General features: G+C 32.5%; 6 protein-coding genes. 4 read left to right on the top strand and 2 right to left on the bottom strand.

Annotation, left to right across the window (positions count from 1 at the left end; genetic code table 11):
• The first annotated feature begins 132 nt into the window (after positions 1-132).
• A complete protein-coding gene (locus tag AC061C_RS15000; protein ID WP_478291841.1) occupies positions 133-1,071 on the top strand; it encodes a YeiH family protein in 939 nt (312 codons plus the stop codon).
• Here AC061C_RS15000 and AC061C_RS14995 read toward each other — a convergent pair.
• Positions 1,059-1,805 (bottom strand): YoaK family protein, encoded by a 747-nt coding sequence (locus AC061C_RS14995; RefSeq protein WP_478291840.1) that lies wholly within the window; start codon positions 1,803-1,805, stop codon positions 1,059-1,061. The genes AC061C_RS15000 and AC061C_RS14995 overlap by 13 nt on opposite strands.
• A gap of 98 nt (positions 1,806-1,903) precedes the next feature.
• On the opposite strand from AC061C_RS14995, the gene AC061C_RS14990 reads away from it, so the two are divergent.
• Positions 1,904-2,902 (top strand): zinc dependent phospholipase C family protein, encoded by a 999-nt coding sequence (locus AC061C_RS14990; RefSeq protein WP_417969671.1) that lies wholly within the window; start codon positions 1,904-1,906, stop codon positions 2,900-2,902.
• A 59-nt stretch (positions 2,903-2,961) separates the two neighbouring features.
• On the opposite strand, the gene AC061C_RS14985 is transcribed toward AC061C_RS14990, so the two are convergent.
• Positions 2,962-5,061 carry an LTA synthase family protein gene (locus AC061C_RS14985; RefSeq protein WP_478291839.1) on the bottom strand — a complete coding sequence of 700 codons (2,100 nt, stop codon included), beginning with the start codon at positions 5,059-5,061 and terminating at the stop codon, positions 2,962-2,964.
• Positions 5,062-5,422: 361 nt separating this feature from the next.
• Between AC061C_RS14985 and AC061C_RS14980 the strand changes: the two genes are divergently transcribed.
• Positions 5,423-6,085 (top strand): response regulator transcription factor, encoded by a 663-nt coding sequence (locus tag AC061C_RS14980; RefSeq protein ID WP_478291838.1) that lies wholly within the window; start codon positions 5,423-5,425, stop codon positions 6,083-6,085.
• 6 nt (positions 6,086-6,091) lie between these two features.
• Positions 6,092-7,486, top strand: a complete 1,395-nt coding sequence (locus tag AC061C_RS14975) for a sensor histidine kinase (protein ID WP_478291837.1) — start codon at positions 6,092-6,094, stop codon at positions 7,484-7,486.
• Positions 7,487-7,631: the final 145 nt, after the last annotated feature.

The following is a 7,631-nucleotide window of genomic DNA, read 5'->3' as shown; positions in this document are numbered from 1 at the left end:
TATAACTTAAAGTTATAACGGATTATAATTTACGATTGGCTTAAATAGATTTTTCTAATGACCTTTGTAGAGTACTAATTCAACAACATTACATTGGAAAAGCATCAAAAACCAATTCAAGAAGAATCTTTTATTTTTTTTAGTGTAAACGCCAAATCACAGCAAATTATTTTTGGTGTTTTGCTTTTTTTATGTGCATCCTCTTTTGTGACTCCACCCATTGCTTTAGTTTTAGGTTTGCTTGTTGCCAATCTTTTTGGGCATCCTTATTTGCATCTCAATCACAAGGCAACGAATGTTTTATTGCAAATATCAGTTGTTGGATTGGGTTTTGGAATGAATGTAAATAGTGCTTTAGCTGCCGGAAAAGATGGTTTTTTATTTACAATTGGTTCTATTTTGAGTACTTTAATTTTAGGAACTTTTATTGGCAAATGGTTTAAAACAGATACAAAAACTTCTCACTTGATTTCTTGTGGAACTGCCATTTGTGGGGGAAGTGCAATCGCAGCTATTGCTCCGGTAATCAAATCGAATGAAAAACAAACCTCTGTAGCTTTAGGAGTCATATTTATTTTGAATTCGGTAGCGCTGTTTTTATTTCCGGCAGTAGGTCATTGGTTGGATTTATCTCAAAGAGAGTTCGGACTATGGTGTGCCATTGCTATTCATGACACGAGTTCTGTGGTTGGAGCAGCGAGTAAATTTGGCACCGAAGCCCTGCAAATAGCAACAACCGTAAAATTAGCCCGTGCCTTATGGATTATTCCTGTAGCATTGATTACGGCATTTATTTTTAAGAATAAATCAGGTAAAATAAAAATCCCTTATTTTATTGGATTATTTATTTTGGCGATGATTGCCAATACTTATTGGCCAGAAATGGAGATTTTAGGCCCACATTTGGTTTCGGCTTCTAAGATAGGTTTAACAATAACTTTGTTTCTGATTGGTGCTGGACTAAATAGAAATGTCTTGAAATCAGTAGGATTTAAAACGCTTGCACAAGGTGTTTTGCTTTGGACATTCATTGCAATTGCAACTTTGATTTCGATTATTTATTTAAAATAGTCTTTTTGACGAAAGGTTTTTCGTTTGATCACATAAAATTGCACTCGGATATAATCATACAAAAGGGCAAACAACAAAAAGGTTGCAGCGACAAAAAGTGTTTTCATTTCCAATAAATTAAAAAGAAAACCACCCGAAATACAACCAATAAAAAAGAAAATAATAATCGATAATCGAAGGTAAATATTGGTTTTTAGTTTTTTGTTTTCTTCGGGTTTTATATAAAAGAACAATTGCGACAGTTCTATTCCTAAATCAGTAAAAAGTCCTGTTAAATGGGTTGTACGGACGGTAGATTGAGAAATTTTTGTTACCAAAGAGTTTTGTATTCCCATCGCAAAAAGCATCGCAAAAGCAATCCATTTTCCCTCTGAACTAGACAATGATGATTGTACTCCGAAAATCCCAACACTAATTAAAACAATCATTTCTAGTGCAATAGGAATCACATGAGATAAATTAGGATGTTTTCTCGAAATTAATTCTGCTAAAAAATTAGATGTAAAAGCACCAAACAAAAAGAAGACAGTAAATACAAAAAAGGGTATTGCGGCTGCATAATCTCGCTTCATGATTTCTTCGGCAAAATAGGCAAAATGTCCAGTAATATTTGTTGTTAATGTTTGTACCGATAAAACTCCCGTAACATTTACAATACCAGCAACAAAAGATAATAAAGTGGCTAAGCGAAGATTGTGAATAAAAGTTCTGTTTTTTCCTTGATGTCTAAACATATTTATAAGTTTTCATTTTTAATTAACAGAATCTTAAAGCTAAATTTTTCGTATCACGATTTAATGAAATATATTTGTGGCTCAAAAAAATAAATTTAATGAAAAATTTTAGAGTTAAGCCTACATTTATTGCATTATCTGCAATTTGCATTACCTTTTTTCTTGTTTCTTGGGGGATAATAGGACATGAACGTATCAACAGAGCAGCTGTTATGGCATTGCCAAAACCTTTGCAGACTTTTTTTTACAATCACATCGATTTCATCACGCAAGAATCTACCGTTCCTGATTTGAGAAGAAATGTAATCAATGATAAAGCGGAACCACCACGTCATTATTTTGACATGGAAAATTATGGTGCAGTAGAAACTTTTCCTAAAACAATGGAAGAAGCTAAAGCAAAATATGACGAAAAGTTTTTAACTAAAAATGGAATCTTGCCGTGGCATATTCAAGATTTGATGGCGAAATTAACTAAAGCTTTCAAGGACAAAAGAAAAAACGAAATACTATTTATAGCGGGTGATTTAGGTCATTATATTGCAGATGGTCACATGCCTTTGCATACTTCTGACAATCATGATGGTCAAAACACCAATCAAAAAGGAATTCACTCTTTGTGGGAAAGTCGTTTGCCAGAGTTGTTTGCAAAGGATTACAAGTTTAACGTTCCACAAGGTGTTTATTTAGAAAATGTGGAGAAAGCTACTTGGGATTTAATTTTTGACACACACAGTTTGGTAGAGCCCTTACTTGCTATTGATAAAAAATTAAGAACCGCTACACCTGAAAACAAAATATTTGTTACCGATGCTGCTGGTGAAATTGTAAAAAATAAATACGGAGGAACCCTATATTCCGATGAATATGCTAAACAATTGCATGCAGATATGAACGGTATGGTTGAAAAGCAAATGCGAAAAGCCATAACTGTTACCGCAAGTTTTTGGTATACGGCTTGGGTAAATGCAGGAAAACCTGATTTAAGTGGTTTAGATACTCCTGAATTAACTAAGAGAAACAGCAAATTGTTAAAAAAAGACATGAAGACATACTCTAAAGGGAATCTTTTTGGACTAACAAGCGATAAAGAATAAAGCTATAGTATTATTTAGAAAAAGCGGGTGAGACTAATGTTTCACCCGCTTTTTTTATGCTAATTTATTTTTTGGTATTTTTTATTCTTAAGCATATCTGATGCCGATTGGTAGTAGGAAATTGTTTCTTTCACTAGATCAGCCCTTTCTTTTTTTAGTGGAAGTTGATCGTAATAAATTTGAAAAATTGGAGCCACTTTTTGATCTGTTTTTAAACGCAACTCAAATTGTTTAACTCTCTGTTTTGGTGAAATAATGGTTAAAACATTATCTTTTATTAACCCTAAATCTTGATAGGTAGCAATCAAAGCTCTAGGCTTGTAGTCTGCTTTTAGGACGTCTTGTCCATAAAATTTACTTTGGTAATCAAAATTGAGAAGACCAAATACCGTAGGCATAACATCTATTTGTGACATTAGGTTAGTGTATTGAGCGGGTGCAATAAAACCAGGACTGTAAATCATGGCTGGAATACGATATTTATCAACCGGTAATTCTGTTTTTCCTGCACTTGATGCGCAATGATCAGCTAGAATTACAAAAACGGTGTTGCTAAACCATGGTTGTTTTTGTGCCATTGCAAAAAATTTGCGCATTGCATAATCCGTATACTTCACGCCGCCATCACGAGATTTAGCATCGCCAGGAATGTCAATTTTACCATTCGGATAAGTAAATGGCCTGTGATTACTTACCGTCATAATATGGTTGAAAAACGGCTGACCTGTTTTTGCTTCCTGATTCATTATTTTAATAGCCTTTTGATACATATCTTCGTCACAAACGCCCCAAATGTTTGCAAATGTAATTTCATTAGGTTCAAATGTTTTTTTATCAACAATATCATAGCCATTGCCTGTGAAAAAATCTTCCATATTGTCAAAAAAAGCATCACCTCCATACATGAATTTAACTGCATATCCCTTTTGCTTGAAAATGCTCCCTGTTGAAAATTTATTTTTATTGTCTTCATGTTTCACAACGCTTTCGCCTGCAGTAGGAGGAAGGCATAAGGTTACGGCTTCAAGACCTCTAACGGTTCTATTTCCTGCTGCATAAAGATTGGTGAAAACCAAACTTTTTGTCGCCAAACTATCTAAAAAGGGAGTAATAGCATTTTGATTACCATACATTTTCATAAATTCGGCACTGTAACTTTCAATAGTGATTAAAACTACATTTTTATGTTGTTCAGCAGCTACATTTTGGATGTCTCGCAAAGAGCTATTCTCTATAATATTAGGAATTTGTTGCTTTAACTGAGAAAATGCTTCTTGAGCTGGTATCGTTTTATAAAATTTGAAATAGTCCAATTCGCTGTGCACGAAAGCAAAATAGAATTTATAAATGCCGTTGGCTTGTAACTCATTCGCAAATACATTTCGCGAGTTTTCTTTCGTTGATAAATAAGGCAAAGCAAGCAATGCAAAACCAAAAAGTAAAAGATAGATTCCTGATATTTTAATTTTTTGTATATAACAAGGAATGTTTTCAATATAGTTTTTTGATTTTTGGACAATGAAATACGTAATGAATCCCGCTAATGCAAACAAAGCCGAAAACAATGGAATTACGGGATAGGATTCCATTATGTTTCCTATTACCTCATTAGTATAAATTAAGTAATTGACTGCAATAAAATTGTAACGTACACCAAATTCATTCCAGAAGAAGTATTCACTGATTCCATTTTGTAAAATAAGTAAAACATATAAAAGTATAACAAAAGAAAACAACCAAAACCGAATAGCATTTCGGTATTTTGGTAGAAAAAGTAAAAGGCCAAAAAGGATTGTTTTGATAGAAAGAAAACCAATTGCAATTTTTGGTAACGCGCTACCATATTCGTTCAAAATAGTATTGCCAAAAGCTACGTAAAAAAGAAGTGCAACAAAGAGCCCTAGAATTACATATCCATATGGGGAATCGTATTTAGCATTTGATATAAATAGAAGGTAAAGCCATAAAAATAAACTTAAGAGCACAAAAATTAAAACATCCGATAGGAATCCAAAAATGAATACTGAAAAAGTCTCGAAAGCAGTAAAGGAAGTTTGCGTAATGGGATGAAAAAATAAAATGAACCGAACAATAAAACTAATACTGACAAATAACAATAATAAATAATTGAAAGGCGTGGTTAACTTAAAAAGCTTCATATTTTATTTTTGGCGTAAATGTAACTGTTGTTAACGTATTATTATTTTAAGATTTGCTTAATGTTAGTAATAAGATTAATATTACCTTAAGAATAACGACCAGAGAAAACAACAATCCATAAAATGAATAATTTTACAAAGAATTTAAAGTCGAGATAAACAGAAAAATACAGCATACTTCTATTCCTTTTCATCAAAGGACGGAGGTATTTTTTAAGTTATTTCACTTAAGACGGTTGAAATCTGTCGTTTTTGGTAGCATTGATTCATAGATACTGTTTGATATGCTTCCTGCTGACATTGCAAAGGTTTCATTTAAATGCACTGAGTAATAAAGCTTAATTTCACAAAAAAAATAGAAATGCACGTATTGATTGTAGAGGATGAGGCAGGAATTGTTCAGTTTTTGCAACAAGGATTAGAAGAAGAAGGCTACACCGTAAGCAGCGCTGCTGATGGGAGTCTTGCATTTGAAAAAATCCAAAAGGAAAACTTTGACCTTATTTTACTTGATTGGATGTTGCCAAAAATGACAGGTTTAGAACTTTGTAAAGCCATCCGTTTAAAAAACAATACTACCCCAATTATTTTTTTGACTGCAAGAGATACGGTTCAAGAAACAATTGAAGGATTAAAAGCAGGAGCCAACGATTATATAAAAAAACCTTTTAGTTTTGATGAATTATTAGAACGTATCAAAGTTCACTTTAGGAATCAAGGTGAAGCTACAAACCTTACGCTTGGGAGTGTTACAATTGATATTGCAAAACATCGCGTCTTGGTGAATGAAACTGAAGTAGCTTTTACACAACGCGAATTTGAGCTTTTGACTTACTTAATTAAAAACAAAGGTAAAGTTTGTACCAGAACACAAATTATTGAAGATGTTTGGGACATTCATTTTGAATACGACACAGGCGTGATTGATGTTTTTATGAATGCTATTCGTAAAAAATTGAATTTAAAAATAGAACAAGACAATATAAAAACCGTGCGAGGAGTAGGGTACATCGCTAATGATTAGATAAAAATGCAACAACTGTCATTTAAAAATAGAATTGCTCTCAATTATATAGTAACCACAGCTTTATTGATTGTAGCAGTTTTTTGTATTATATATTCTATTGTGAAATTTAGTGTGAACATTCATGTCAATACGGATATCAAAAGCGAGGTAGACAAACATTTAACCGAAATTAAAATCGTTGGCAATACATTTCATTTGATTCACAAAGAGGAGTGGAAGGAACGTGAACACAACATACTTGATGTGAATCCCGTTTTTATTCAGTTTATTGATCAAGATGGAAAACTTATCGAAAAGTCACCAAATCTTAAAAATAAGACTTTATCTTTTAATCCTAAGCATGTTTCAAATGTACTTTATGACGATGTTCTAGCCAATAGTGCCATCAGGCAAATGCAAGTTCCCATTTACAATAAATCTAAAGTTATTGGTTATCTGATCGTTGCTATGTCACTTGAAGATGCTACTATGGTGCTCGATAATATATCTGAAGTATTGATTATTAGCTATCCAATAATTTTAATTGTACTCTTTTTTCTGGCTCGTTTTATTGCAGGTCGTTTTATAAAGCCCATTTCTTCAATTATAAATACATCCAATGATATTACAAAAGACAACCTTACTTCGCGCATTGCGCTACCTCCACAGCAGGATGAATTGTACGTTTTGTCTCAAACAATAAATCATTTATTAGATCGTATTGAAACCACGGTGGAACGTGAAAAACAATTTACCTCTGATGCATCGCACGAATTGAGAACTCCCTTAACGGTGATTAAAGGTACGCTTGAAGTACTAATTAGAAAACCTAGAGAGCATGCTGAATACGCAGAAAAAATAACCTTTTGTGTAAATGAAGTTAATCGTTTAAACAATTTAGTGGATCAATTGTTATTATTAGCTCGTTTTGAAAATCAAAAACAAACGCTAAAAACAGAAAAAGTATATTTAAATGCCTTATTTTTAGATACTATATCTCGATTTTCAGCAATCATTCAAAGTAAGAAAATCAATATTAGTACCAATTTTTCGGCAGAACATTACTTCGAAACTGATGGTTATTTGTTTTCGATTATAATAAATAATTTAATATCAAACGCTTTAAAATATTCTAATCAATACGGAAACTTGACAGTAGTTTTGAAAGAAGTTGATTCCATAATTGAATGCCATATTAGTGATACGGGCATGGGGATTGCAGCCGAAGATATTGACAAAATCTTTAACCAATTTTACCGATCCCAATCGAATAGCCATCCCGAAATTAAAGGGACTGGTTTAGGTCTTTCAATTGTAAAAAGACTGTGTACTTTGCTCAATATTGAAATTGCAATTGCCAGTCAAGAAAATAAAGGAACTACTATTAATTTAAGATTATTTAAAGCACACCTTAAGTAGTTCTTAAGGCAATATCTATCTTAAAACCTTACTTTTATACTTTGTTGGCCTACAACTTAAGAAACATAAAATTTAATATTTCACAAAGGATATTCAGGATATTCAATTTTATTTAGAAGAAGAAATGGGATGTGTCAATATTTAA

It is taken from the genome of Flavobacterium sp. GNP010 (genome assembly GCF_056428945.1).
Note: the sequence above shows the minus strand (reverse complement) of the source record. Positions and strands in the feature narration are given on the sequence as shown.

Excerpts from the sequence above, each read along its gene's own strand:
- AC061C_RS14995 (WP_478291840.1), bottom strand. The coding sequence starts at position 1,805 with ATGTTTAGACATCAAGGAAAAAACAGAACTTTTATTCACAATCTTCGC.
- AC061C_RS14990 (WP_417969671.1), top strand. The coding sequence starts at position 1,904 with ATGAAAAATTTTAGAGTTAAGCCTACATTTATTGCATTATCTGCAATT.
- AC061C_RS14985 (WP_478291839.1), bottom strand. The coding sequence starts at position 5,061 with ATGAAGCTTTTTAAGTTAACCACGCCTTTCAATTATTTATTATTGTTA.
- AC061C_RS14980 (WP_478291838.1), top strand. The coding sequence starts at position 5,423 with ATGCACGTATTGATTGTAGAGGATGAGGCAGGAATTGTTCAGTTTTTG.
- AC061C_RS14975 (WP_478291837.1), top strand. The coding sequence starts at position 6,092 with ATGCAACAACTGTCATTTAAAAATAGAATTGCTCTCAATTATATAGTA.